Source organism: Paenibacillus terrae (assembly GCF_000943545.1).
GTDB lineage: Bacteria > Bacillota > Bacilli > Paenibacillales > Paenibacillaceae > Paenibacillus > Paenibacillus terrae_A.
Genome location: NZ_JTHP01000036.1, coordinates 35,884 through 61,888 on the forward strand (window position 1 = coordinate 35,884; position 26,005 = coordinate 61,888).

Consider the following 26,005-nt stretch of genomic DNA (forward strand, 5'->3'; position numbering starts at 1 on the left):
GTCTCTCGTTTTCAGCCTTCTATTATAAAACATTCACGTTACGTGAGGTGAAGATGATGCGGGATATGGATAGGGCGCCAGATCATGGATAAATCCAATCCATTTGGCACACATTATGCATATCTCATCCAAAAGAAGGTGTTTTCTTGACTGGACATAACGCAGCTCCCTTTGAATTGAACAAGAATATTTCCTTTATCGAGCAAGCTCTTTTTTATACGGATGATTTAAAAAAACAGGCTATTTCTGTTGACGGGAAAGTTGGCATTCTTCTCTATATAGACTCACTCGTGGATCAGGAGATCATTCAGACGCACATTCTGGCCACATTGTATAAGAAAACCGATTCTGGCTCTCATCAAATGTTTACCACCCTGAACAGCCAAAAGGACACCGACCTCCGAAATGCAGCTGATTCGCTTATTGAGGGATACTCCATTTTAATGGTGGATGGCGCAGAAGAATTTTATATCCTTTCCTCCGAAAAAACATACGCCCGTAGTACGGATGAGCCGGAGAATGAGGGAATTATCCGCGGGCCGCACAATGGATTTATTGAGCAGCTGTCCGTCAATCTGAATCTTATTCGCAAACAAATCATCAGCACATCGCTGATTGTGCGCTACTTTTATGTCGGATCTAAAACCCGGACCAAAGTCGCTATCATGTATATGCAAGACTTGGCCAATCCTGAGCTAGTGGAGGAAGTGGAAAAAAGAATACAAGCCATCTCCTCAGATCTGGTACTGCCTCCCGGTTTTATTCAGGAATTCACGGAGGACAATCCCTTTTCCCTGTTCCCTCAGCAACTCAGCACAGAACGTCCAGATCGGGTAGCCGCTAATTTAATGGAAGGACGAGTAACTATTTTGGTCGAAGGCAGTCCTACTGCCTTAATCGTTCCCGTCTCTTTTTTTGCATTTTATCAAAGCCCGGATGATTATAACGGTCGCTGGATTATTAGTTCCTTTCTGAGAATGATCCGAATGATGAGCTTTCTGATCGCTTTTACACTGCCCGCCGTTTATATTGCAACGATTGCCTTTCACTCAGCCATTCTACCGCTAGAGCTCGCACATACGATCAAAAAATCGTTAGAAAATGTTCCATTTCCCGCCATTGTGGAGGCGATGTTGCTTGAAGTGATCTTTGAGGTGCTACGGGAAGCCGGGATTCGTCTGCCCAGCCGAGTAGGCCAAACAATAGGCATTGTTGGCGGTCTGGTTATCGGGGATGCTATCGTTCGGGCAGGTCTCGTGTCATACACGATGATTATTGTCGTTTCGTTAACAGCTATCTCTTCTTTTTTGGTACCTTCCCATGAAATGAGCTCAGCTGTCCGCATTCTCCGTTTTCCAATGATGATTGCTGCAGCCTTGTTCGGATATATTGGCATTGCCTTCGGAATGCTTATTCTCCTTATTCACCTTTGTAAGCTGGAAACATTTGGTTCACCTTATTTTGCTCCTCTGGCACCTTTCCGGCTTGGCGATATGAAGGATGTTTTTATTCGCTTTCCCATTTGGACACTCCAACAGCGGCCGCATGATTCCCGACCCCAAAAAATGAAGCAGCAGAACTACTCTAGGAGCTGGAAACGTCGTGAATAAAGAAAGTACAATTACACAGGGTCAATTGTTTTTTTTGATTATCAAGTTTGAGATTGGCGTGGATATTCTATCACTTCCTTATCAGATGCATTTGTCATCCAAGGGAGGGGGCTGGATATCCGTCATTATTGGAGGCATTTTGATCCAGCTTATCATTTTAATGTGCTGGCTCCTGTTAAGACGTTTTCCCTCCTCCTCCATTTACCAAATCCTCACTCGGATTACTGGTTCCTGGATGGGTAAAATTTTGACGGTGGCTTACATTATGTACTACTTGCTTATGGGAACTTCGGTTCTTGTGAGCGCCTATGACGTCATTAATCGCTGGATGCTGCAAAAAACCCCGCGTTGGGCTATATTGGCTCTGATTCTGTTCAGCAGCATCTATCTAGTTCGCGAAAATTTGAGGACAATTGCCCGAGTGCTTGTTTTAATCTCCTTCCTGATCGTACCGATGATGTTTTTAATCAGTTATGGAATAAAACAGGCCAATCTGCTCTATCTGCTGCCTTTGACTGAGGCTGGATGGCCTCATATTATTATAGGTTCCAAAGAAACGCTTCTAGCCATGTTCGGCTTTGAATTCATCCTCGTGGTCTTTCCCATGGTCGAGGGCAAAAGTAAGGGGAAGCTCAAGTCGCTCCTGCTAGCTGACGGGGTCGTGGTTCTGTTGTATGGTTTTACCATATTAACCTGTACAAGTGTATTTAGCCCCCAGCAGCTTGATTTGATGCCGGAGCCTGTCATTTACCTGCTCAGATCTATTCCGCTGGGAACGATGGACCGGGTTGATTTTATTTTCCTGCCCATCTGGTTAATTTCAATCTTTGGCTCCATAAGCGGTTATTATTATGCAGCGTCCTATGGACTAGGCTATTTGTTCAAGCAGAAAAATCACAAACAAGCCGTTCCTTTCGTAGTATTCGTCTCATGCATTATTGCCTGCATCCCTCAAAAAAGAGAGGATTTTGACCTCGTCGGTACAATTGCCAACAATTCGGCTTATTTTTTCCTGATTGCACTACCTCTGCTGTTGCTGATTCTATCGTATATATTCAACAAAAAGGAGGAGCCCGGAACATGAAAAAAAAGAGGAGAGCACTTGGTATGCTGGCTCTACTCATTTTTATGACTGGCTGCTGGGATCAGGACAGCTTGAAGGATGCCCGGCTGGCAAATGCTTCGGCCTACGATCTTACTCCAGAAGGCATATTGCTGCAAACACTCGAAATTGTAGACGACTCTGGAAATAACCAAGGGAAAAGCACTAATGAAATTCATTCAGGCACCGGAAATTCCGTCCGGCAAAGTACAGACAAAATCCGAGCCAAAGTAACAGGAGATATCCGTTACTTTAAATATGGGGTTACTTTGTATGGCACAAGCTTGGCCCAAAAAGATTTGTATCCATATCTGGATGTCCTGTATCGGGAGCCGGATCATCCAACCTCACATGTAAAGGTAGCTATAGTAGAAGGATCAGCTGGAGAATTAATGAACAAGAAAAGTGTAGGCAGTCTCTTAATTGGCGAATTTATAACGAAAAAAATCCGAAGCCTGGAGGAAATGTGCGTATTTCCCGAAGTGACGCTAGAAACACTGCTTCCCCCTATGCTTGATCCAGGACAGGACTTTGTTCTCCCCTATCTCTCCAAAGATGGAGAAGACATCGTAGCACGAGGGATTGCCTTGTTTCACGGACAAAGATTTACAGGAACCCTTAACGACGAGCAAGGGGTGCTTTATGTCCTGATGACCGGGAAATGGAAGGACACAGCGCGCTTTGTAAAAAGGGTTCACTCGGGACCTGCCAGTGATTTGCAAAACTTTATTACCTATCAGGCTCATATTCGGAACATCAAACGCCAGCTTATAGTGAAAGTTGGACGCGATGGTCAAATTGATGTGTACCTCAACCTGAAGCTCCCTGTCGATGTTGTTGAATACGCGCGGGATCATCTTCAGGATAAGGAAAATGTCATGCGCCTGAACCGTCAGCTTTCGGAAATCATGACCCAGGATGCGGAGGGAATTATCCGTATGCTTCAAAAAAGCGGTTGTGATGCCTTTGGCATCGGCAGACAATTGATTGCCCATCACCCGACCATGTGGAAGAGTCTGGAGTGGAATAAAGAGTACCCTAATGTTCGTTTTCACCCACAGATCACCGTCAATATTGTCGGGAACGGCATTCTGAATTAGGTCGCTCCCTTTGGTTCAGTTTTTCGGCTGATCGGGTGTTTCGGTATGAATAGTTTCGCTTGGTTTATTTTCTGGAGCTTCCTTCTGGGTTTCTGGCTCAGAAGGAGGCTCCTGCTTATTTTCAACAGATGGTTGCGAACCATCTGCTGGTGGCACATCATTAATCTCACCATTCGTATCTATTTCTGTCTCCGGATCAGAAGGTACTGTTTCTTCTGGTAGAATCTCCTTCTGATCCGTTGCAGGTTCTTGTTTCTCTGGAGCTGCTTTATCCTTCGCATCCGGTTTGGACGGCACGACAGGTGTGGACGAACGTGTTCGTTGCTCCCTCCCAACTTCCGTTGGCACGTATTTTTGGTTAAACCAGTCTGTCACAAGTTGACCGGATTGACGGGAATAACTTCCCGGCAGCTTACCTGTAAGGCTGGAGACCGTAACTTTTACAACACCTTCCGGCTGTGTAAAATGCTTGTTTTTGAAAAGCTGGGGCTGATCCTTAACCGCCTCGTTCATGATAAGCGCCCACACCGATTGTGCTCTGGAGTGCCCTTCTTGAGATAGCGTGTTAACCTGTTGACGGTAACCTGCCCAGACGCCGAGTGTAACATCCGGGGTATAGCCCATGAACCATACATCGCCAAAGTTTTGTGTCGTACCGGTCTTGCCAGCAATATCAATGGTACCATAGCTTTTAAAAGCATTTTGCATACGTTTGCCTGTACCCCTAGGGTCCGATATAACCGTTTTGAGCATATCTGTCATCAAAAACGCGGTTTGCTGGGAATATACACGCTTCGCCTGCGGTTTGAATTCATATACGATCTTGCCGTCGGCATCCGTAATTTTACTGATCAAATGGGGTTCATTGTATACTCCCATATTGGGAATCGTACCATATGCCGCTGTCAGTTCCTTGACAGATACTCCCTTACTCAGCCCACCCAGAACGCCTGTCTGAGCATGTTCATCCTGCGGCTGAATCGTTGTAATCCCAAGGGAACGCACAAAATTCCAGGCATTTGGAATTTTAACTTCATATAAAAACAATCTCAGCGCAGGAATGTTGATCGACCGATTGAGTGCTTCGCGGGCTGTCATCAATCCTTCGTACCGTCTGTTATAATTTTTAGGGATATGATAGCCTTTACGTCCGTCTTTCAATACAATTTGCGAATCATCAATAAGACCAGCAGGCTGAGTGTAGCCTTTTTCCAAAGCAGGCAAATAAGCTGCAATAGGTTTCATGGCAGAACCGGGCTGACGCGTCATCTGGGTTGCATAGTTCATTTGCTCAGTATTAAAGTCCCTGCCCTCAATCATACCGAGTATAGCCCCCGTTTTATGATCAATCATGATGGCAGCAATCTGTTCCAGTCCCTTCTGCTTACTGTATGGAGAAAAGTTTTGCGGATTGGCTGCAATCTGTCTCATATCGTTATAAACTTTCTTATTTATCGTTGTATAAATCCGATAACCGGACCGTTGCAGCTCTTCCCGTGTATTTTGAAGGAGTTCAGCATGCTCAGGTTTGGAAATCTCAGCTGTTGTAATATCCGGATTTTCCTGGAGCGCCAACAACCGAGTGGCCTCCCGCTCCGTCTCCAGCATCAAATAAGGGAATGTATTGTAGCTTTTCTCGCGATGTGGTGCAAGAGTAGCTTTAATATCAAAATGAAGTCCCTCGTTATATTCCGTTCGTGTGATTTTACCTGTTGCCAGCATTCTTCCCAGCACGACATGCTGGCGCTCGATAGCTTTGTCGAAGCCTTCTTCATCAAACTTCCCTTTACCGTCAAAAGCTGAATAAACAGATGGTAATTGTGGAAGACCAGCCAAATAAGCCGCTTGAGCAATATGAAGCTTATGTAGATCACTTACATTAAAAATCCCTAACGAAGCCGACTTGATCCCGTACAAATTGTAACCTGCGGAGCCATTGCCAAACGGCATTTTGTTTAAGTATGCCGTTAATATCTTATCCTTGCTCATAAAACGCTCCATACGCAGTGCGAGCAGCATTTCCTTTACCTTGCGGCTGTCCGTCTTATCCAGACTGAGGAAAACTCGCCGGGCTACCTGCTGTGTCAGTGTGCTGCCGCCTGTTTGGCGATTTTCGTTCAGAAGCTTCTGTTTGACGGCGCGAGCCGTCCCTTTTAGATCAACACCCTGATGCTCATAAAATTGGCTGTCTTCTGTTGAAATAAGGGCATCTACAATGGATTGGGGAACATCCTTCAGATCCACGAGCTGCCGATCCTCCTCCATGCGCATTCGTCCAACCGGGGTTACCTGGTCATTAAAAAATACAAAGCTGGTCAGAGCGTTCTCGTTTACCTTTTCATATATCAACTGGCGTGATCGTACAGGTTCATCATGAACCAGCGCTGCCACATAACCGGATATAAGACCTCCGGCAAATAGGACCCCAAGTATGCCCGCTAGCGAGAACCACTTGATATTAATCAGCAAAACTCTGCCAAAAATACGCCACCTGCTGCGTTTTTGAGATGATGGTCGACGTTTTGGGTTCATAAAAATGGTTTTCTCCCCTCAATATGCATTCATTTCCACATGCTTTCGTTCAAGATAATATGATACGCCATGTTAGGTTTTCCGTAAACTATAACGTTCCAGAAAATACATTTGGATTAAGAACACCTGTTCTGTATATAATACTACTATATGAATTTACATTCAAGAATATTTTGGAAAGACGATCAGCATACATCTGGAGAGGTGGTTGTAACATTGAACAAACGCGGAAAAAAAACTATATTTTTAGCAGACTGCCAAAGCTTTTATACCAGCATTGAAAAGGCCGACAATCCCGAATACCAGCATAAGCCGCTAGTTGTTGCTGGTGACCCTTCGCTGCGTTCAGGCATTATCTTGGCTGCGTGTCCACTTGCTAAAAAATACGGTATATCTACAGCAGAGCGTCTGGGGGAAGCGATAAAAAAATGTCCTGACCTTACCATTGTACGCCCGCACATGCAGCATTATATCGACGTCTCATTAAAAATAACAGAAATTTATAACGAGTATACCGATTTGGTTGAGGTTTTCAGTATTGATGAGCAGTTTTTAGACATAACCGGAAGCCTCTCCCTGTTCGGAGATCCGGTGAGTATCGCAAGTGAAATTCAACAAAAAGTAATGGCACAGACAGGGGTATGGATTCGCATCGGCATCAGTTCCAATAAAATGCTCGCTAAAATGGTATTTAGACAAACTAAATTTCTTGTACATAATTATAGAATCCTGTACGAACAAGATATTTAACGAATAAAGTGATGTACAGTATTCAATTGCTTTGTTTATTGTCTTCTGAAAAAAGTTTTAGATTAAAAGATTAAGTTATAGACTAGGAAAATAAAGGATTCGACTGGTCCTAGAAGGAGGGCTAACATGCCTGATAACAATTCACTAACTTTACCTCTAATTTCTAAATATTGTAGAGGTCTTTATGTTTATTAAACTGTTAGATAAGGAGTATAAATCCATTTTTTAAGTCTGTTAAAATTCAAATCAGTATCCTATTCCAGAAGGATCTAAAGTAGTTTCTAGCAACCATACAGCAAACCATGTCGTTATAGTCCATAAGCATTCAGATAGTTTGCTGCTATTCTAAAATAACGAATTTATCTAATACCATCATTATTCAGCTTACCAGCTTTAGACCAACTGCTGAACCAAGTACCATCGCAATGAACAAAATTCTCGCAGTATTACGTGGTTCACCATAAAAGATCATACCCAATATGGCCCCGCCCGAAGCTCCAATACCGGTCCAGACGGCATAGGCTGTTCCCATTGGTAGTGCTTCCATGGCCAGGTTAAGAAAGAAAAAGCTCAATCCAAAGCCTCCAAGCAAGTAGAAAATGGACAGGAAATTCCGGTCTTTATGGAGCTTATTAATCATGAGAACTCCAATCATCTCAAATACGCCTGCCAAAATTAGTAATACCCAGTTCATACGTCAGTGCACCTCTTTTCCTTGTTTCTTCTCTTTGCTCTGTATTTTGAGTCCTACAACTCCGAACAGAAGTAGCCCGATCAGCATCAATTTAGATCCCTGTACCTCAGCACCAAACAACAAAATTTCTGCCAATACAGTACCGGCCGTTCCCAAACCGACAAACACTGCATATACTGTTCCTACTGGAAGCGTATGGGAAGCCATAATCATGAGTATGAAACTTACAAAAATGGCGACTAAAGTCCCTCCCCACTCTAACCATCCACTGGCATGTTTCAGGCCGATAACCCATCCGACTTCAAATAATGCCGCAATTACAACAGATAACCATGTCTTGTTCATTCTGTGCTTCCTCCTTTTTGATAACGCTGCAAATGTAGTATGGGTTTAAAGCAGCAATTGAAAAAAAGCCTGAGATCATACTGCATACAGCAGTTTTTCTCCCAGGCTTTTATCCCTCCGTGACACAGTACGATGACTGTGAGTTTTCTCTCGGACCAGCCGATATTACATCGCGGAACCCTAGAAAACATTTTTGAATTCAATTATAGTTAATATTATACATATAAGTAAACAAATTACAATATAAAAATAATAAAGATTCGGATATTATCAGGTAGTACTTGCTAAGTAAGCTGTCGAATGTTAAAAAGGAGTAGACCCGAACCCTTGCTCAATATCACAGTTTTATTACTGGAAAGATGCATTTACTAAACCTATATCATTGTTTTGGTCATTATGAAATCAATTTGCTCTTCATCACCCATATAAAAAGAGTGTGCACCCGTTTGAACAAACCCCATCTTCTTATAAAAAGCAATAGCGTTTTCATTTTTTTCCCATACACCGAGCCAGATTTTCTTTTTATTTTGTTCCATTGCAATTTCCATAGTTTTATTTAGCAGATATTTACCAAGCCCATGTTTTTGATATTTGTTTTTTATATAAATCCTCTCAATTTCGAGTGACTCATCACCCATTTTTTCGGATTGGGCCTCATTCATATTTACCTTTAAATATCCAGCAAGTTCTTCATTGAAATAGATGAAAAAGATTTCTGAAGAGACATTGGACAATTCCTTATCCAACTGTTTAGAGTTAAATGCTCTTTCCAGATAGGTTTGCATATTTTTAGGTGAATTCTGATCTTTAAAAGTATCGTTGAATGTTTCAATACTTATTTCTTGGAGTATTTGTAAATCTTCACGGCTGCACTTTATAATTTTTACAGTCATTTCAATATATCGCTCCTTCATATAAATCAATCAATAATTTCTCTTGTTCCCCTTTTTCACAAATTCCCAGTCATTCCCTATATTTATTCTTACTCTTTGAAGAAGATTGAAAATGGTTTCTACTTCTCTTTCCGAAAATCCCTCTAATGCAACGTTATTGGAATGATCATTTTCTCTTTTTATAAATGGATAGACATGGTTTCCTTTCTCTGTTGGAAAGAGTTTTTTAATTTTTTTGTTATGTTTATCTTCTTTCTTTTCAATGAAACCATTAATTACAAGTTTTTTTATAGCACGAGATGCAGTTGTTCGATCTACTTTTATCATCTCAGCTAACTTTTCTTGAATGATTCCTGGGTTTTCACATATTCGCACAATGTACAAATACTGCCCTTTTGTAAGATCATATTCTTTAAATTCTATATTACTTATAGAATCTAATGCCCTTGCTATCATTCCAATTTCACGAAGTACTTCCTTCATAATTAACTCCTTTGCACCTATTTTGTTGCAAACGCAATAAAAATGGTATATATTAAATTTACCCTAATTTTGTTGCGTTTGCAACATTAAATTATGATAAAGAGGTCAAGTAAAGTGAAATATGTTTTTTTTGTATTAGGAATTTTTATATTATCCCTTGGTATTTCGTTCACTATACAATCAGACCTTGGGACTTCACCTTTTGATGCACTTTTGATAGGACTATCCATAAATGTGGGGCTTACTGTGGGAAGTTGGGAAATAATAATAGCTTTAATATTGATATGTTGTAATTCACTTTTAAAAAGACAAAGACCAGAATTTTTAGGGTTGTTAACAGCATTTATAACGGGTATTGGTATTGATATGTGGCTTTTTTTATTGCACAATTTGATAACACCTGAACTATGGTACAGCAAAGTTGTTTGTTTTGGAATTGGTTTAGTTTTTGTAGGATTAGGAACTGCAACATATTTACAGACAAATTTTGCACCAATTCCAGTTGACCGATTAACATTAATCATACAAGAATTAACTAGAACAAATCTATTTTTTTCGAGAACATTCATTTACCTCATATTCTTGATAATAGCAGTGATTTTAAATGGACCCATTGGCGTTGGAACTTTGTTAACCGTTTGTTTAGGGGGGCTAATACTCAATTACTTTATGCCATTTACTGAAAAGGTACTTGACCGCATACTAACACACTCTGGTACATCACCAAATCATGATAAAGATAAAAAGCATTCTATATAGAATGCTTTTTATCTTTCTTGTTCAACTAACCTGATCCGTTAAAAGATGTAATATCATAACGTTGATTTCGATACAGAATTGTATTTTGTACTTAGTTCCAGACCTACGGCCGAGGAAATTTCTTACGTATTGAACCTCATTTTTTTCCAAGTTGACACTGAAGCTTGATGCTCATATTTCTTTGTTTCGATCTTAAGTTTCTCTAGAAGAATTGGTACTGTTATTTGTCTCTCAATTGGTACTTTAATTGTGCCTAATTCATTTTTATAATGTGTTTGTATTTTGAAGGTCAATTAATAAAGGAGTGTAGCATTATGTTCTGTGGATTATCTGCTTTTCCACTCACCCCAGTTAACGAGACAGGTATTAACGAAAAAGCATTTGTAACACTGATTCAACAATTAGTTGCAGCTGGTGTAGACTCAATTGGTGCATTGGGTTCAACTGGAAATTATGCATATCTTAATCGAGAAGAACGTTTACGTGTTCTTCGACTTGCTGTCCATTCAGCTGAGGGGATTCCCGTGATGATAAGCATAAGTGCGATTCGTACTTCTGAAGTACTTCGATTAGCGGAAGATGCACAAAGAGCAGGAGCAAGCGCAGTGCTGCTAGCCCCTATCTCCTATCAAACACTAACTAATGACGAAGTATTTTTACTCTATGAACAGGTGACGAATTCACTCTCCATTCCACTTTGTGTATATGATAATCCGAGTACCTCACATTTTCATTTCAGCGATGAGTTGCACGGTCGAATTGCTGAGCTACCTAACGTTAGTTCTATCAAGATTCCTGGAGTACCTTCTGATCCTGAAGCAGCCAAGACACGCATTAGAAAACTGCGAACGGCCATTCCTCCCCATGTAACTATAGGAGTAAGTGGAGATTCATTTGCAGTCACTGGCTTGAATGCAGGCTGTGAAGCATGGTACTCAGTTCTCGGTGGTTTGTTTCCAAATGTGTGCCTAAAAATGACCCGTTTGGCCCAGGCCGGTTTTGCTGACGAAGCGAAACGACTCTCGGCACTACTTGAACCGATTTGGACGTTATTTCATCAATATGGTAGCCTTCGTGTTATTTCAGCAGCAGCAGAAATAAGTGGCTTGATCTCAAGTCCCAGTCTTCCTTTACCCTTACAACCATTGAATCAATTAGCTAGAGAACACTTGGAATTCATACTAAAGGATATTCAGACTACAGAAACATCCTGTTCCCCATTCGGCTAATACCTTTTCGAAGGGGAGACTACTAAGCACGTTTGCTGTAAAATAATAAAATAATGAATTTAATTCATAGCAAAGTCCACCTTCATTGCGTTCGATTATTTTTTTTATTAGATTTTCAGGTGTTATTTTACTCGACGAACTGTTTATAATACTTAAATTCTCAAATGGAATTGTTTTTGCTGTTTTTTTAATAATAGTATTTAAATCTTCAAGTTCTAATATTTCAAAGCAAGACACCTCTTCCGGGGGGAAATGTAGACATTGAGTCTATCATTTGCTAGCAAAGAGATGTGTTGGATATCGTACGGAATTAAAACTTCATTCGTGGTCGGTTAAAGAAAATACTATTAACGGATACGATAAAGTGTTGATTTAATTCTCCCATATGTCTTGTTCATCAACAAGTAGAGGTCCGTTCGCGACCTTAACAAAATGTCTTCTCTTACATGTGCGTATTCCTTTAACGAGAGTGCACACTTAGGAGTTTCCAGTTTTACATCCACTCTTGTAGGCATCGTCATCAACTCTTTTACGATTGTTTCTGCAATATCAAAAGACAAAGGAAGCTCCGTTTTTGGTTTATCCACTCTAGTTAAAGCTGTAAAATTCGTAATATCTTAATCCTTTTCTTCGTTAGCAACAGAACTATCTACTAAAAACTAAAAAAACAACCAGCTATAGCTATAGCTGGTTGTTATACGTTTTTTTAATTTACTTCCAAGATCAAATCCATGCTGTCCTGTGTTAAACCAAATTTGAAGATGAAACCCCAGATTCTGCAGGAATCACATGTAATAACTGTTTTGAATTTGGATCCTCCAGATTCACATGCACTTGATCATAATTAAATGAATTCGTAACAATAACCATTACCGTAGGATCATAACCCGCAGCCTTAATTTGCTCCAGATCAAACTCAACTAATTTGTCACCAATTGTAATTCTGTCATTTTCTTTAACCAAGGGTTTGAAGTGTTGTCCCTTTAATTTAACGGTATTAATGCCGATATGGATCAAAAGTTCCACACCAGAATCCGAAACAATGCCGATAGCATGTCCGGTTTTGTACACGCTGCTTATCGTTCCGTTTACCGGAGCTGTAACAATTCCGCTTATTGGAACAATTCCTGCTCCTTTACCCATCGCTTCAGAAGCAAACACCTCATCGCTTACACTGCTTAAAGGAACAATTTGGCCATCCACAGGTACCACAACGTCGTTTGGATTTGCTTGAACGCTTATGGAATTCGGCCCAGACTTATTAGATACACCGAAGAAATACGTTAAAATGACGGCTCCAAAGAATGCAATAATCAATCCGATGACTTCTCCAATAAAGCCTTGTCCTAAATACGTTGGAATTGCCAACAAGCTAGGAAATGTGAAAGTGGATGCATGTACTTCAAACGACCCAATAACAGCGCCTCCAATACCGGCAGCAATCATTGCACAGTAGAATGGACGCTTTAATTTAAGTGTTACGCCGTAAATTGCCGGTTCAGTGATTCCAAATATGGCTGTGATCGCTGCGGAACCCGATAGGCCTTTGATTTTGGCGTCCTTGCTTTTCAAAAATACGCCGAGAGCAGCACCTGCTTGAGAAAGTACAGCTGCACATACAATTGGCAACCATTGGTCGTATCCTTGATTAGCGACATTGTTTATCATCAGCGTAATCAGCGCCCAATGGACTCCAAAAATGACGATCGACTGATGGAACGCTCCTAAAACCAACCCAGCAAGTAATGGGGAGAACCCGTAGATTGCCAACAATACCATGGCGAACAGGTCACTGATCTTTGTGCCTACAGGGCCAATAGCAGCCAAAGTTAGAGGCAACATGATCACTAGCGAAAACAGAGGGGTTAACATATTACGAATCGATTCCGGAAAGAATTTGTTCAACAAAGGTTCCAAGTAAGAGAGGCCCCAAATCGACAACAGAATGGGAAACACAGACGACGTATACGTAATTGGTATGATCGGTATGCCAAAGAAATCAATCGTTTGTGAATTGGATACGATCTCTACTAAAGACGGATGAATGAGTGCACCAGCTAACGAAACGGCTACGAATTGATTGACTTTCAGCTTCTTGGCCGCAGTAAATGCCAAGAAAATCGGCAAGAAGTAGAAAATTGCATCACTTGCTGCATTCCATACTTTATACGCACCACTGTCGATCGATATCCAGCTCATTGTTGTAAATAAAGCCAGAATGCCTTTCAAAATTCCGGATCCGGCCAAGGCTCCCAGAAATGGCGTAAATACGGCCGAAACAAAATCCATCAGCTGACTGACAGGATTAAATTTTCCGGTGCTTTTTTCTGAAGCGCTTTCATTGCTGGTAGAAGCATGTACTGCCATTCCAGGTAATGATGTTAGCGCATCATAGACTTGAGCAACGGAATTACCAACAACAACCTGATACTGTCCGGCACTATTGACGACGGTAATGACCCCATCTGTGTTTTCGATCTTTTTGGTATCTGCAGTACTCGCATCATTTAATTTAAATCGCAATCTCGTGGCACAATGCCAAACCGCATTGACGTTCTCTTTCCCTCCTACGCCATCCAGAATATCCTTTGCCAACTTTTGATAACTCATAGTTGTCCCCCTATTATAAATGCCCGGACCATTTTCAACATACCGTATAACTGGCACGATACAAAATGATCCGGAGGTGCCTTAATCATTCAGTCATTCTCATCTTAATCGTTGGTATTTTTATGAAGATCCTCGCCGTTTGAATCAATAACTTGCTTATACCAGTAAAAACTATCTTTAAAATGGAATTGCCCACTTCCGTTACCTTCATCATCATAGTCCACATAAATAAAGCCATATCTTTTGCTCATTTCGGCAGTACCTGCGCTGATGATGTCGAAAGGGGCCCAGGTGCAATAGGCAAAAACATCTGCCCCTTCACGTATTGCCTCTTTCAGTGCCGCAATATGCTCCTGGTGGTATTCGATGCGATAATCGTCATGAACTTTGTTGTCCGCTGTTAAAACATCTTTGAAACCAAGACCATTCTCAGCCACCATCATGGGAACATGATACCTGTCCCAATACTTGGACATGCAGAGATATAATCCTGAAGCATTAATGGACCAGCCCCAGCGATTCGCTTTCAAATGGGGATTTTTGACGGTAGAATTAGGGTCCATCGTATTCTCGCTAGCTTTAACGGTATTGGACCAGTAATAAGAGACTGCAAGGAAATCGGCTGTATTGTTCCGAAGCAGTTCTTTCTCCGATTCCGTAATTTCCAGCTGGATGTCATGGTCTTCGAAATACGTCAATGCATATTCTGGATACTCTCCTCGGATCAGAACATCGCTGTAGAAATATTGCATTCGATTCCGTCTGAAATTCAGTTCGACATCTGCAGGTTCACATGAATAAGGGGCGGTTAACGTATCGGCCAACATCATTCCCATTTGAAGGGATGGGTTTAGCTTGTGGCCAAATTCGGTGATTTTTGCAGACGCAACGAATTGATGATGAACCGCTTGAAACTGGGCCTGCTCGTAATGGTCAACTTTATCTTTCAATATGCCTAGGGAAGCAAACGCCTCTTTGTGCACAAGATTAATCTGATTGATAATAATCCAATATTTAACGGTTTGATGATATCTTTGCAGTACGGTTTGTCCATACTTTACGAAATAATCGATTAATTTCCGATTCGTCCAACCGCCATATTGCTCAACCAGATTCAAAGGCATTTCATAATGGAAAATGGTGACGATCGGCTCAATATTTTTTTCTTTCATGTACCTAAATAGTCGATCATAAAAGGCCAAGCCCTGCTCGTTTGGGCCGGTATCATCCCCATTCGGAAAAATCCTGCTCCATGAGATGGACAACCGCAATGTTTTTACATGCATGTCCGCTAACGCATCGATATACTCACGGTATCGTTCGTAGAAATGTACTCCTTGGCGCTTAGGGAAATAGTATGTCCCATGTTTGTATTTTTCATATGTTTCTGAATCCATATTATTAAAATGTAGATCAGTAGGATCAGCCCCTGGAATAAACGGCTGAATATCAGCGGTACTTAAACCTCTTTCATCCCTGCGATGTGCACCTTCTGCTTGGTTAGCAGCAATAGCTCCTCCCCACAGAAAGTCTTTTCTTATTTTGCTCATGTACGATTCCCCCAAGCGTATTTAAAATTTTTGTACGATAAAGACTCCTGCAATAACCAAAAGAGCTCCCAATAATCGAGGAATATTCAAAGTGTGCATACTAGCACCAATTAATCCAAAATGATCAATGATCACCGACACGATTATTTGTCCAGCTAAAACGTATCCAACCGTAGCTGCTACTCCTATTCTGGGCATGAGAATGGTTGTCGCCAATACATAGAAAGCACCCAGTAGTCCTCCTGTCCACATCCACCAGGGAGCTTCAAACCATTCTTTTTTGAACAACGATCCTTTTACAAAAAAAGATATGATTATTAATGAGATGGCACCTACTGTAAAAGAAATGGCCGAAGCAACAATAGGTGATCCCACCACCGTCCTTAGCTGCGCATTAACACTAAATTGCGTAGGTAAGGCCATTCCTGCTAATAATGCGAAAATTATGAATATGATAGCCATGTATGTTCCCCTTTCTCTTACTTTGATCAATTAGCCAATCGGAAATTGAACGAAGTGCTTCAATAAATCGTTTATCCGATTTCAGAACCACGAGAAAATACCAAAAGAACGGTTTCAAGTGTGTCCATTGCAAAAGTAATCCCACCTACTATTTAGAGAGCAATGGAATAGAAATCAGAAACATTCAGTATTATCCCCTCTCAAATTCTGAAGATTGAATATCCCCTACAGATGATTCAATAATATATCTTAAATATGGGAATACTAGATTGATCACCTTCTCAATTTATCGATTAATCATTGACAACCCGAGTATAATTCACGCAGTATAATAAGTAAAATTAATAATAAGTATAGGAGGTATACTAATTACTTATATGGATATTAATTATGAGCTCTATAAGATCTTCTATATCACAGTAAAAGCTGGAAGTATGTCTAATGCGGCAAAAGAACTGTTTACATCACAATCGGCAGTTAGTCAGTCCATAAAATCACTTGAAAATAAGCTAGGTGGACAGTTGTTTCATAGAAGAGCACAAGGAGTGTCCCTTACTGTAGAAGGAGAGGCATTATTTCAATATGTAGAACAAAGCTATGAGTTATTACAGGCGGCTGAAAGAAAATTTTCGGAATTAAGGAATTTAGATGCTGGCCAACTAAGAATAGCCGTAAGCACAACAGCTTGTAGTAACTTCTTGATGCAATACCTAGAAAGATTCTCCTTGGCTTACCCTAATATCGAGATTTATATCAAAGATCAATCTACTCATTCTACAATTAAGCAGCTAGAGTCAGGCGAAGTTGACATAGGAATCATCAATCTGAACGGAAGCAGAGATTCTCTGACGGTGATTGGAAAAATAGAAATACAAGATTGTTTTGTAGTAAGTGAGAGATTTAAAGAAATATGTGATAAACCAATATTCTTAAAAGAACTAGTAGTAAATTACCCGATCATTCTAATGCAGAAAGGACTTAATACAAGAAAGTACATTGACAACTTTTTCACTTCATATGGCTTAAAAGTAATACCTAAAGTAGAGCTGAGTACCATGGAACTGTTAATTGAGTTTGCTAAAAAAGGTTTGGGCATATCATGTGTAATCGAGGATTTTGTTCGCAGCGATTTGGATCAACAACAGCTATTCAAAGTACCAATCCAAGAAACCATACCTAAAAGGTTTCTAAGTATTGCTATCAAAAAAGATTTGCCCCTTTCTTCAGCAACTCAAAGGTTTATTGAGCTTTTTCAAAGTAGTACAGGATAAATTTAATTATATAAAGAGCTTCCTTTTTTCTAGTCAACGAAGAATATGCACCTAGAATCTTAACTACAGTAACTAGAATACGATCTAATAGAGCCATCGTTCCTCTATAACAAATTTTTTGTTCAATAATCAAGCAATTTTTTAAATTCGAAATGACTTTTCAGAATATCTTGAAATATGCTTCTATCATTTTCTGCATCTGTCCATCCACCCATTTAGTGAATGAGGTATCCGATCTGTAAAAGGATCATGTGTATGTCCTTTACGGCAAAGGAGAACAAGTTCTTGTCCGAAGAAGTGGGGAGAATTCGGATTGAGGCATCCACTGCGTGCAAAGATCTATTTCACAGCTTCCAGACACGCACCGAACAAAGCTCGGTATGAATATTCAGGATGAGATCGAATACGAAATTTCTCCAACAACCACGCAATAAGGCGAAGTATACGAGCTACAATCTCTATGTCTTCGTCCTTTACAAGCAGATAAACGTAGCCGAGGTCCAGCGAACCTCGCTTCAACCGCTCCAGAATGAAGTCCGTCTGCTCCTGTGCTATAATAAATGATTAGTTTTATTTTCCTTATCTGCGAACTGTTTATTTATAATGCCCCCCGATTTTTAGGGACCTTTCCAGCGCCTGACCGGCGTTGGTCAAAGAGGAAGCTCTTACAATAGCTGCACTACCATAGCGTTCTTTAATGCTATCTGTTGCTTTTTCCAGGGAACGTGTACGCTCCTGATCTTCAAAGAAGGAGAGTTGATATGTTTGATCGTCAACCAGTTCACTTAAAGTGACACCTAGGCGTCGTATCGGCATGCCATTCCAAAAATTATAAAATATTTTTTTTGCTGCATCGTACACTTTATTCGTATTGTTAGTCGGGTCAGTAAGCTTCATTTGCCTGGAAAATCCAGTAGGGGCTTCATATGGACTGCATATACAACTGACAGTCACAACAGAACCCATATACCCTTTACGACGGCTGTCTCGACAAACCTCTTCGGTGAGTTCAAGCAAAATCGTTTCAATCTCATTCTTGTTCGAATAATCCTTGGGCAGGGTCATTGCATGGCTTATCGACTTTTGCGGGGAATCGAGCGTAGATGGGATAACAGGACTATCGTCCAAACCGTTAGCAGTTCTCCACATAATCTCAGCCTGGATGTCCGACTGTTTTCCAAAATGACTGCGGAGTTTCGTCTTAAGTTCTGGCAAAGTCATTCTGCCTATATCTCCAATAGTTGTTATGCCAAGCCGTGCAAAATGTGCTGTCATCCGCGATCCCACTCCAAACATTTTGCTGACCGGCTGTGGCCACAATAAATGTTCAACTCCTACTCTGGATAGTGTGAAAATCCCGCTTTTGTTCTTCTTGGCCCAAATGTCAGTTGCAATTTTTGCAAGTATCTTATTGAAGCTGCTTCCTATTCGAACCCAAACTCCAGTTTGTAAAAGAACATTTTGCTGAATGTCTTTTGCAATAACTAATGGATCACCAAACGTTCTTACACTACCAGAAATATCCAAGAACTGTTCATCAATACTAAACACTTCTACAAGATCAGTATACTCCTTGTATATATTCGTGATTGCTAAAGAAACATCAATATAGTATTTCATCCGTGGTCGTACAATAACAAGTTTAGGACACTTTTTCACAGCTTCTCCCAGACGCTCTGCTGTAGTTACACCAAAACTTTTTGCAATGGGGCACGCCGCTAAAATGATTCCCGACCTACGTGAAGGATCGCCAGCTACCACAAGTGGTTTATTTCTATATTCTGGGTGAGAAGCTTTTTCCACGCTAGCGTAAAAACTTTGACAATCTGCTAAAAAAATAGTTCTCTTATCTTTTTTAATCATGTTGCACCTCCAAAAAGCAAATGAATAAGAGCATATCACAAGTCAATTATATACCAAACATACGTTCTATATACAAAGTAAATACTGGAATTAAAAAAATAGTGGAGACAGCAATTAAAGAGCTATCTCCACTATTTTTGTTACTTATATCGTGTGCTAAGCATCCTGCCTTTTATAAAAAATGTATTACTAATAAAGAGCTTAAGTCTATCTAAGATGTTTAGGGATATAAAAACAATTACTCCAAAAGCATCATATCGATTAAATCTGCTGCTAAAGATTTAGATCCACTCACACCTTTTACATATTTTAAAGGACCGTCAGATGACCAATTCATTGTACTGAGCTTCTTTACTCTCTTATGCATCATATTATAATCGATTCTACCACGCTCATTTATGCACATTGTTAGAAGCTTGGACCCCGCAATAGAAAGAGCATCTAGACAAACAATATGAGTGATACGGTACTCCCCGTAGTCAATCCATTCCTTGGAGAATGTATCTTTAATTGATCGATAATAGTTTAATGCAACTTCGTATCTCTCTTCGTTGCTCGTCCCTATTAACTTTTGTTCCTTAAATAACAACTGAGTAGTTCGATACAGATTTTGGAGAGTAATGTGACGTCCGCGAGTGCGTTTACCTATTATGCTGCCAATATTGTGGAAAGGACTCTTTGGTCTAGTGATAAGTTCAGTCGCGATCCAGGGCGTTAAGATAGTGCATTGTAAACCCTCTACATCAAATCGACTCAACCTGATAATCTTATGGTATCATCAACGATGACAGAAGTATAATTTATGATAAGTATGCTTTCGATGCATTTCAGTAATGAATAATGTGAAATGAATTCAGGAAGACATGCAACCGTTGCGGGACTGGTGGGCTCAGGCCTTGGCGTATCGTTGCTTCCAGACTTACAGGGACTGGACACCCATAAGGTTGTCCAAGTCCGCCTAAATGTCCCAGAATGCCACCGATCCATAGGATTAGCATGGAGGATTGAGAGATATTTACCGCCCGCTGCTGGGAGTTTTAAAAATTTTATTATAGCCAAATTTTCTTAGGGAAATTTTACAACTGGGAACAAGATGAAAAAGATTAGAGCAGCGGGCCGATTATAAAATTCATCTCTATTGGATGCTAAAGATTAACCGATATTTCGGATGCATCTGATACGCAAATAAAATTAAAAGCATGGGAAACCTGTCTCCTCTTTAATGAACCAGTTACTACGACCTGATATTTTGGAATTGAAGTGAATAGAACTCCTATAACTTGTGGGAAATAGAGTGCGGTTTGGTCACAACATGTAAAATCACACTAAATACTGAGATATTTCAATGAGATTTTGATCCGGATCTCTAATATAAACAGATACAATAGGACCTAGCGCGCCTGTTCTGGTTACGGGTCCCTCCTCAATATTCACTCCAATGGTGTCTAGATGATTCACAATCTCTTCGATGTTTTTATCGGTAATGAAACACAAATCAGCAGACCCGGACACCGGGTTTTGGGCTTTGGGTTCGAATTCTTTTCCAGCTTCATGTAAATTTATTTTTTGATCGCCAAAACGCAATGCTTTACGATTTAAACCGAACGTTTCCTCCTTCATACCCAAAACATGGGTATAAAAATGTACGGATTCTTCAATTTTTCTAACAGTTAAAACGAGATGATCAAGCCTTTTTATCATTATTTCTCCTCCTATTTTAAAGATGGGTGGCTTCTCCAGTATCTTTTATTACAAAGGAATGTTCTCTTCGTTTGGACTGTATTAAGTACAACAAAAAAATAACAGATTATTTAGATTCTTGAATATGGAAGTCACCTAAAAACATTGTTCTAGAAGAACTCAACATAAGCTATCCCCATCTTACCTTATCATAAAATGCATAGAACCATCCTTAACTGGAACAACATTGATAGTTTCAGTCACTGGTATCCCCTCTCCCAAGGTATTATATCCCATATCTCACTTTTTAAAAATTATTAATCTCATTTTCTAATTATCTATAAATAATACAACATTTAACAATATATATACAGTTGTTAATTATGTACATTGTAATATAAAGTAAAATCACAATTAAATCTTTATAATGTAGTACATATAGAAACAATTATGTACAAATATAATATGCACACTTTTTTGCTGATACTCTGGATCACAGTCCCGTCAAGCCGGAAACATTGGATACGCCCCCAAAATCCATCGGTCATATGATGACTCTGCCCCGGGATTATGTCCAGTCTGCGGAGGTGGAGACTATCCTGCTTGAGTTGACAGAAGAGGTATGCCGGGACTCCCGCCGCAAAGGATATATGGGCTCGGTTGTGACCGTTCATTGTATATGCAGTCCGCACGAGGCACCGACCGGGTTTTCCCGCCAGATGAAGCTGCCCGATCCTACAAACCGTACCGAAAAGATAAATGAAACCGTAAAAAAAATCTTTTATACCTTTTGGAACCATATGCCTGTGAAGCGCGTGGGTATCACCTTAAGTGGCCTGATGGATGATCAGCTGTATCAATTGGACTTTTTTGAAGATCAGGAGCGATCCCGAGCTTTGGAAAAAGTAACAGACACTTTAAAGGATCGGTATGGTCAGGCGATCATCATGCGTGCATCATCGTTAACAAACGCGGGGCAGGCTCTGGAGCGATCCGTCAAAATTGGCGGTCATTATAAATAAAATCTCTCCATTAACACACAGACTATTCCCCGGGGAATTAAATACGAGCGAAGGCTACAGAATACTATGCTTAACAGAGAATAATCGAGAAATAGAGGAGCAAGCAAAAAAGGACCGCCTGACATCAGGCAATCCTTTTTCCAGCTTGGATGAGCATCTAGCATTCAGAGAGATTTTAGAGACATCCTGCGTATGCCCAGTTAACGAAACATCCCCCACAGCTTGATCAGATGGAACGTATTAGACGGATCGATTTTTTGCGCCAGCACGAAGGCCGTCAATTGTTCTTCCTGTGCAGCTGTCAGCCGCTCGTTCAAAATAGTGGAAGTGGACTTCACAAGTTGACGTACCTTGGCTTTGTTTTGCAGGTCCGCCTTGGTCACACCTTCGATCTGCTGCTTAACCCGCTCCTTGAGTGCACGATTTTTCATTTTCAACTTAATCCGCTCCACCAGTTGCGGACTGATTCCATATTGCTGATAGCTCAATGTTACCGCACCTCCCATATCATTCGGTCATTCCCAAATATATGACGGCCAGCCTGTCCATTGTGCCTATCTGTTTAAAACTATAAAAAAAACCTTATAATTCAAGGTGCATCAGTCGATAAGATCTCCCTGGAAAATCTGCTCTTTTTGCAAATACCCACGTAATGCTTCATACTGCGGAGATGTCCAAAAGGTCGAATCCGCGATCAAACCAGTCGCATCCTCACGTGCCTTTTCCAGCACCTCAAAATCCGCTACCATATCTGCTAACCGAAACTCGGGCAGCCCACTTTGCTTAGTACCAAAAAAGTCACCCGGCCCTCTCAAATCCAAGTCACGTCTAGCCACCTCAAAACCATCGTCCGTATCGGTCATAACCTTCATCCGCTCCTGACCCACCTCAGACTTGGGATCAGCGACCAGCACACAGTACGAGGCATGTGCACCCCGTCCGACACGTCCACGCAGCTGATGCAACTGGGACAAGCCAAAGCGGTCGGCATCCATAATGATCATTAGCGTCGCATTCGGCACGTCTACGCCCACCTCTACAACTGTCGTTGAAATGAGTAACTGGACTTCGTTGGCGTAGAAAGAACGCATAACCTCTTCCTTTTCAGCAGGAGTCATTCGCCCATGCAGCAGACCGACGCGGTAACGTGGAAAAGCCTGTTGCATTTGAATATGCAGATCAATGGCATTCTGTACATCCAGCTTCTCGGACTCCTCAATCAACGGGCAGATCAGATAAGCCTGCCGTCCCTGATCTACCTCACGGGAAATAAATCCGAGCACACGATCCATCAGCTCATGCTTTACCCAATACGTAGAAATCGGAATACGCCCCTTTGGCCGCTCTGACAACGTAGAAACATCCATATCGCCAAACGCAGTGATGGCCAGCGTACGAGGGATCGGTGTGGCCGTCATCGTCAGCACATCGGGATTATAGCCCTTACGGCGCAGTACACTACGCTGGTTCACTCCGAATCTATGCTGCTCATCCGTCACAACAAGCCCAAGCTGGCGAAAATATACATCCTCCTGAATAAGGGCATGCGTGCCCACCACAATATCCAGCAGACCCATCTGGAGCGAAGCCAGTAGCTCCTTACGCTTCTTCCCGGTCGTACTGCCCGTCAACAACCCCACACTAATCCCAAACGGTTCAAATAACTTGTGAAGCGACCGCATATGCTGTTCAGCCAAAATTTCCGTTGGCACCATCAGCGCCCCCTGAAAACCGGAACGCACCGTAGCAAACAAACCGATGGCGGCAACCACGGTTTTACCTGACCCAACATCCCCTTGAAGCAGACGGTTCATACAATAAGGCGAGCGCAGGTCATGCAGTATTTCAAGCTCCACTTTCTTCTGAGCATCCGTCAGCTCAAACGGCAAGGCCCTCACAAATTCGCGAACCGTGGCATTATCCACTGTATGTACAACCCCATCTGCCCGGCCGCGGTTCAACGCACGGAATGCCTGCATTTTCAACTGAAATAAAAACAGCTCTTCATACACCATCCGGCGGCGGGCCTCTTGTCCCTCTCGATTGTCCTGAGGCTGGTGTATACCTGCAATAGCCTGCTTACGCGGCATTATACTGTATTTACGCACAAGCGACTCCGGCAAAATTTCGGGAATCATTTCGCCAAACTGCTGGAGTGTCTGGTTCATCGTCTTTCGCATCCAGGTCTGCGTAATCTTACCGCCTACGGAATACACAGGCTGAAGCGTCCCCGAACGAGCGACTCCTTTATCGGGAAACTCAGAATCTGCAACAGTCATTTGCATCCGTTTGAGGTCCCATTTACCAGTCACCACAATTTCACGACCTGAGGTTAGCTGCTCCTTCATGAAATGCCGATTAAACCACGTTGCTGTAAACATCCAATCCTCGGCCATCAATTTACAAGTCAACCTTGATTTGCGCCCGTAACGCTGAAGCACCGGAATGCCCATGATTTTAGCCTGCACCGTAATTTTATCTCCGTCCTTCACTTCGCTCAGCGAACGCAGACGGTAATCCTCATACCGGAACGGATAGTATTCCAGCATGTCCTGCACGTTAGAAATGCCAAAAGCGTGAAGCTCTCCTTCTTTGAGAGCACTCACGCCATGTATTTGTTTTAAAGGTATTTGATCCAAATGCAGCATATTACCTCTCATCTCCGGCCGGCCATACAAAAATGCCAATCGTTCCTGGTCCTACATGGGTCCCAATAACAGCGCCAAGTTCAGTATATATTCGATCTCCCAGCTCAAAGTGTTCTGCCAACTGTGCCTCGAACGCTTCTGCTGCCGAACGATCTGCCGTATGGCCTACAGCAATATTAATTTTTTGGCCCTTTAAATCCCGCTCCAGCAATTCAATGATTCTTGCTGTCGCTTTTTTATGTCCTCTTGCCTTGTCTACCGAATAAATGATACCTTCCTTGTCCATCGAGAGAATCGGCTTAATATTGAGCAGGGTGCCAACCATTGCCGCTGCCTTGCCAATACGTCCACCTTTTTGCAAGTATTCCAGGGTATCCACCAGGAAATACAAACAACGGCGCTCCCCACGACGTTCCACAGCCCGACCAATATCAGCTGGGGATTGCCCGGCAGCCGCCAGCTCTGCCGCATAAACCACTAGCATGCCGTATCCGTATGAAGCTGATTTGGAATCCACCACGGTCACTCTATGTTCATGCTTCTCCAGCATGGATTTACCCAGCAGAGCGGACTGATACGTTCCACTCACGCCGGAAGACAAATGGATGGAAACGATCTGGCTCTCGGGATGTTGCTCCAACAGCGTCGTAAATGTCTCCAAAAAGCGGGCTGGTGAAGGCTGTGACGTCGTAGGTAGCTCATCAGCCCGTACCAGTTCGCTGTAAAATTGCGCGGCAGACATCTCAATGCCGTCAAGGTAAGTCGTGTTTCCAAACATCACCGTCAGCGGCACAATGACTATCCCGAGACGGTCTACCAGTTCCTGTGGAATATCAGCCGTGCTATCGGTCACAATGATGGTGTTACTCATCGATCAGACCTCCTTTTGTGGTGAGCTTCTATGGACGCTCTACAGCCCATCAAGTTTCCACCGAAAACAGGTAAGGATAAATCGGCTGACCGCCTTCATGAACTTCCACTTCAGCATCCGAATAATTTTCTTCAAGCCATGCAACGAGCAGCTCTGTATCTTCTTGCTTCGCATCCGAACCTGTGAGAATCGTAACAATCTCATCACCATTCACCAACATTTTGGTCAGCAAAAGACGAGCCGTTGCGATTAATTGCTCTTCAGTCGCTACAATTTTGGAATCCTGAATACCGATATAATGGCCGGCCGTAATGTGCAGGTCATCAAGCGTCGTATCCCGTACTGCATAGGTTACCTGCCCTGATTTCACGCGGCTGACCGCGTCCCGCATGCTGTCCTGATTGGCCTCAAAGGCTTCTTCCTCCTGAAAAGCGAATGCCGCAGCAATACCCTGAGGAATCGTCTTGCTCGGAATAACCGACACCAGGCGCTCCATCTCCAGCAGTTCACGGGCCTGCTCAGTCGTCGTGT

Annotated in this window: 22 protein-coding genes, 3 pseudogenes and 1 riboswitch; of the genes and pseudogenes, 9 read left to right on the forward strand and 16 right to left on the reverse strand. The window is 41.8% G+C overall.

All coding sequences use genetic code 11. The features are described 5' to 3' along the window. Positions 1 to 119: 119 nt before the first annotated feature. Genes QD47_RS17315 through QD47_RS17325 form a run of 3 tightly spaced genes read left to right on the forward strand, consistent with a single transcriptional unit; the run spans position 120 to position 3,812 of the window. A complete protein-coding gene (locus tag QD47_RS17315) occupies positions 120 to 1,610 on the forward strand; it encodes a spore germination protein (RefSeq protein WP_052646787.1) in 1,491 nt (496 codons plus the stop codon). Beyond that, positions 1,603 to 2,694 (forward strand): GerAB/ArcD/ProY family transporter, encoded by a 1,092-nt coding sequence (locus QD47_RS17320; RefSeq protein ID WP_044647301.1) that lies wholly within the window; start codon positions 1,603 to 1,605, stop codon positions 2,692 to 2,694. The genes QD47_RS17315 and QD47_RS17320 overlap by 8 nt, the downstream gene beginning before the upstream one ends. Further along, positions 2,691 to 3,812, forward strand: a complete 1,122-nt coding sequence (locus tag QD47_RS17325; RefSeq protein WP_044647302.1) for a Ger(x)C family spore germination protein — start codon at positions 2,691 to 2,693, stop codon at positions 3,810 to 3,812. Before QD47_RS17320 ends, QD47_RS17325 begins: the two co-directional genes overlap by 4 nt. Before the next feature lie 15 nt (positions 3,813 to 3,827). Here QD47_RS17325 and QD47_RS17330 read toward each other — a convergent pair whose 3' ends face one another. Beyond that, complete coding sequence (locus QD47_RS17330; RefSeq protein WP_044647303.1) at positions 3,828 to 6,344, reverse strand: transglycosylase domain-containing protein; 2,517 nt, start codon at positions 6,342 to 6,344, stop codon at positions 3,828 to 3,830. Positions 6,345 to 6,560: 216 nt separating this feature from the next. Here QD47_RS17330 and QD47_RS17335 point away from each other — a divergent pair. Next, a pseudogene (locus tag QD47_RS17335) lies at positions 6,561 to 7,028 on the forward strand (Y-family DNA polymerase); the annotation flags it as partial. A gap of 445 nt (positions 7,029 to 7,473) precedes the next feature. On the opposite strand, the gene QD47_RS17340 reads toward QD47_RS17335, so the two are convergent. The 4 genes from QD47_RS17340 to QD47_RS17355 all read right to left on the reverse strand — a co-directional run bounded on the left by QD47_RS17340 (position 7,474) and on the right by QD47_RS17355 (position 9,509). Beyond that, complete coding sequence (locus QD47_RS17340; protein ID WP_044647304.1) at positions 7,474 to 7,788, reverse strand: DMT family transporter; 315 nt, start codon at positions 7,786 to 7,788, stop codon at positions 7,474 to 7,476. A gap of 3 nt (positions 7,789 to 7,791) precedes the next feature. Then, positions 7,792 to 8,133, reverse strand: a complete 342-nt coding sequence (locus QD47_RS17345; RefSeq protein ID WP_044647305.1) for a DMT family transporter — start codon at positions 8,131 to 8,133, stop codon at positions 7,792 to 7,794. Positions 8,134 to 8,229: 96 nt separating this feature from the next. Next, positions 8,230 to 8,328: riboswitch (guanidine-I (ykkC/yxkD leader) on the reverse strand. Positions 8,329 to 8,507: 179 nt separating this feature from the next. After that, positions 8,508 to 9,026 carry a GNAT family N-acetyltransferase gene (locus QD47_RS17350; RefSeq protein WP_044647320.1) on the reverse strand — a complete coding sequence of 173 codons (519 nt, stop codon included), beginning with the start codon at positions 9,024 to 9,026 and terminating at the stop codon, positions 8,508 to 8,510. 30 nt (positions 9,027 to 9,056) lie between these two features. After that, positions 9,057 to 9,509, reverse strand: coding sequence for a MarR family winged helix-turn-helix transcriptional regulator (locus QD47_RS17355; protein WP_044647306.1), 453 nt, complete (start codon positions 9,507 to 9,509; stop codon positions 9,057 to 9,059). A gap of 114 nt (positions 9,510 to 9,623) precedes the next feature. Here QD47_RS17355 and QD47_RS17360 point away from each other — a divergent pair, with 114 nt between their 5' ends. Beyond that, positions 9,624 to 10,268, forward strand: a complete 645-nt coding sequence (locus QD47_RS17360; protein WP_044647307.1) for a YczE/YyaS/YitT family protein — start codon at positions 9,624 to 9,626, stop codon at positions 10,266 to 10,268. 314 nt (positions 10,269 to 10,582) lie between these two features. After that, positions 10,583 to 11,497, forward strand: coding sequence for a dihydrodipicolinate synthase family protein (locus tag QD47_RS17365; RefSeq protein WP_044647308.1), 915 nt, complete (start codon positions 10,583 to 10,585; stop codon positions 11,495 to 11,497). On the opposite strand, the gene QD47_RS30890 is transcribed toward QD47_RS17365, so the two are convergent. The 5 genes from QD47_RS30890 to QD47_RS17380 form a co-directional block, all read right to left on the reverse strand. Next, positions 11,450 to 11,734, reverse strand: coding sequence for an arylamine N-acetyltransferase (locus QD47_RS30890; RefSeq protein WP_082067215.1), 285 nt, complete (start codon positions 11,732 to 11,734; stop codon positions 11,450 to 11,452). The genes QD47_RS17365 and QD47_RS30890 overlap by 48 nt on opposite strands. A gap of 110 nt (positions 11,735 to 11,844) precedes the next feature. Beyond that, entirely contained in the window at positions 11,845 to 12,084 is a 240-nt protein-coding gene (locus tag QD47_RS34175) for a phosphoribosyl-dephospho-CoA transferase MdcG domain-containing protein (protein ID WP_152643820.1), read from the reverse strand. A gap of 157 nt (positions 12,085 to 12,241) precedes the next feature. After that, positions 12,242 to 14,107, reverse strand: a complete 1,866-nt coding sequence (locus tag QD47_RS17370; RefSeq protein WP_044647309.1) for a beta-glucoside-specific PTS transporter subunit IIABC — start codon at positions 14,105 to 14,107, stop codon at positions 12,242 to 12,244. A 104-nt stretch (positions 14,108 to 14,211) separates the two neighbouring features. Next, on the reverse strand, positions 14,212 to 15,657 hold the full coding sequence (locus QD47_RS17375; protein WP_082067216.1) for a glycoside hydrolase family 1 protein: 1,446 nt from the start codon (positions 15,655 to 15,657) through the stop codon (positions 14,212 to 14,214). A gap of 21 nt (positions 15,658 to 15,678) precedes the next feature. Further along, positions 15,679 to 16,119: a DMT family transporter gene (locus QD47_RS17380; protein WP_023988632.1), complete on the reverse strand. Its 441-nt coding sequence runs from the start codon at positions 16,117 to 16,119 to the stop codon at positions 15,679 to 15,681. A gap of 377 nt (positions 16,120 to 16,496) precedes the next feature. Here QD47_RS17380 and QD47_RS17385 point away from each other — a divergent pair, with 377 nt between their 5' ends. Continuing rightward, positions 16,497 to 17,390, forward strand: a complete 894-nt coding sequence (locus tag QD47_RS17385) for a LysR family transcriptional regulator (RefSeq protein WP_044647311.1) — start codon at positions 16,497 to 16,499, stop codon at positions 17,388 to 17,390. A 594-nt stretch (positions 17,391 to 17,984) separates the two neighbouring features. Here QD47_RS17385 and QD47_RS17390 read toward each other — a convergent pair. Then, a complete protein-coding gene (locus tag QD47_RS17390; RefSeq protein ID WP_044647312.1) occupies positions 17,985 to 19,253 on the reverse strand; it encodes a DNA polymerase IV in 1,269 nt (422 codons plus the stop codon). A gap of 847 nt (positions 19,254 to 20,100) precedes the next feature. Here QD47_RS17390 and QD47_RS30895 point away from each other — a divergent pair. Next, positions 20,101 to 20,322 carry a LysR substrate-binding domain-containing protein gene (locus tag QD47_RS30895; RefSeq protein WP_235332292.1) on the forward strand — a complete coding sequence of 74 codons (222 nt, stop codon included), beginning with the start codon at positions 20,101 to 20,103 and terminating at the stop codon, positions 20,320 to 20,322. 251 nt (positions 20,323 to 20,573) lie between these two features. On the opposite strand, the gene QD47_RS17400 is transcribed toward QD47_RS30895, so the two are convergent. Then, entirely contained in the window at positions 20,574 to 20,954 is a 381-nt protein-coding gene (locus QD47_RS17400; RefSeq protein ID WP_044647313.1) for a VOC family protein, read from the reverse strand. A 458-nt stretch (positions 20,955 to 21,412) separates the two neighbouring features. Between QD47_RS17400 and QD47_RS17405 the strand changes: the two are divergent. Next, positions 21,413 to 21,955: pseudogene (locus tag QD47_RS17405) on the forward strand (DinB/UmuC family translesion DNA polymerase); the annotation flags it as partial. Positions 21,956 to 22,155: 200 nt separating this feature from the next. On the opposite strand, the gene QD47_RS17410 reads toward QD47_RS17405, so the two are convergent. From QD47_RS17410 to QD47_RS17425, 4 genes and pseudogenes are all read right to left on the reverse strand, one after another. Next, positions 22,156 to 22,443, reverse strand: a complete 288-nt coding sequence (locus QD47_RS17410; RefSeq protein ID WP_044647314.1) for a stage VI sporulation protein F — start codon at positions 22,441 to 22,443, stop codon at positions 22,156 to 22,158. Between the two features lie 111 nt (positions 22,444 to 22,554). After that, positions 22,555 to 24,603 (reverse strand): ATP-dependent DNA helicase RecG, encoded by a 2,049-nt coding sequence (recG, locus tag QD47_RS17415; protein WP_044647315.1) that lies wholly within the window; start codon positions 24,601 to 24,603, stop codon positions 22,555 to 22,557. Position 24,604: 1 nt separating this feature from the next. After that, positions 24,605 to 25,474 (reverse strand): DegV family protein, encoded by an 870-nt coding sequence (locus QD47_RS17420; protein WP_044647316.1) that lies wholly within the window; start codon positions 25,472 to 25,474, stop codon positions 24,605 to 24,607. 49 nt (positions 25,475 to 25,523) lie between these two features. Further along, positions 25,524 to 26,005 (reverse strand): annotated as a pseudogene (locus tag QD47_RS17425) (hypothetical protein); the annotation flags it as partial.